General features: G+C 51.0%; 2 protein-coding genes. One reads left to right on the top strand and one right to left on the bottom strand.

Going from position 1 to position 1,099, the window contains the following annotated elements; genetic code table 11:
* Window positions 1-503, top strand: a 503-nt coding sequence (pyrE, locus tag J5224_RS29405; protein WP_264628604.1) for an orotate phosphoribosyltransferase, incomplete at its 5' end; no start/stop codon positions are given.
* 179 nt (window positions 504-682) lie between these two features.
* Here the strand turns inward: pyrE and slmA are convergent.
* Window positions 683-1,099: nucleoid occlusion factor SlmA (gene slmA, locus J5224_RS29400; RefSeq protein WP_264628603.1), on the bottom strand; the 417-nt coding region annotated here is incomplete at its 5' end.

Genomic DNA, 1,099 nt, shown 5'->3' with positions numbered 1-1,099 from the left:
TGGGCCGTTTTTATGCTGAAGCGTTGGTGGATGCCAGTATTACCTTTGATGTGCTGTTCGGGCCGGCTTACAAAGGGATTCCGATCGCCACGACCACCGCGGTCGCGTTGGCTGAACACCACGACACCGATGTGCCTTACTGCTTCAACCGCAAAGAAGCCAAAGATCACGGGGAAGGGGGCAATCTGGTCGGCAGCGCGCTGCAAGGCCGTATCATGCTGGTCGATGACGTGATTACCGCAGGTACCGCCATACGTGAATCCATGGGCATTATTGCCGCTAATGGTGCGACGCTTGCCGGGGTGTTGATTGCACTGGATCGCCAGGAACGTGGTACGGGTGCCATTTCTGCCATTCAGGAAGTGGAACGTGATTATCAGTGTCAGGTCATTTCCATTATTACGTTGCAAGACTTGATCAGCTTTTTGGCAGAAAAACCGGAGATGGCCGTGCATCTGGATGCGGTGAAGGCCTATCGCGATCGGTACGGTATTTCTGCGTAGTCGTTATATCCACACCTTGAGGGTTTCAGCCAACGCCGTTGAAACCGGAGATCCTGTGGGGATAAAGTGACAGTATGAAAATAACGCACGTGCTTATTACGTGCGTTATTCTTTGTTTTCTAAATTTTTTGAAAGAAAAAGCAGGCGAAAAATACCAGCAGATGCAGGACTAGCGCAGGTTAGAATATTTGTGCCGCCAACAACGGCCAGCGCGTATCAAATTCCTGTGTCGGTCGGAAACGGAACTCAGAACGAACATAGCGTGACAGCATACCTTCGCAAAAAGCGAGTAGTTGACTGGCAAGCAGTGACTCGTCATGGGTAAGGGCTTTACCCTCTCGTAGCTTGTGCTCGCGCAACACCTGCTTAAGCTGCGATTCAATGCGTTCAAACAGCTGGTTAATGCGTTCTTGCAGGCGGTCCTGTTCGAACATCAGCGCATGGCCGGTCAGGATACGCGTCAGGCCGGGGTTGCGTTCAGCAAAACCCAACATGAGCAACAAAATCAGCCGCAAGCGCTGGAACGTATCTTTCTCATCTTGCAGAATCAGATTGATACGTGTTGTCAGCGAATCTTCAATAAACTCGATAAGGCT

The sequence above is a fragment of the Candidatus Symbiopectobacterium sp. NZEC135 genome, from assembly GCF_025962695.1.
Note: the sequence above shows the minus strand (reverse complement) of the source record. Positions and strands in the feature narration are given on the sequence as shown.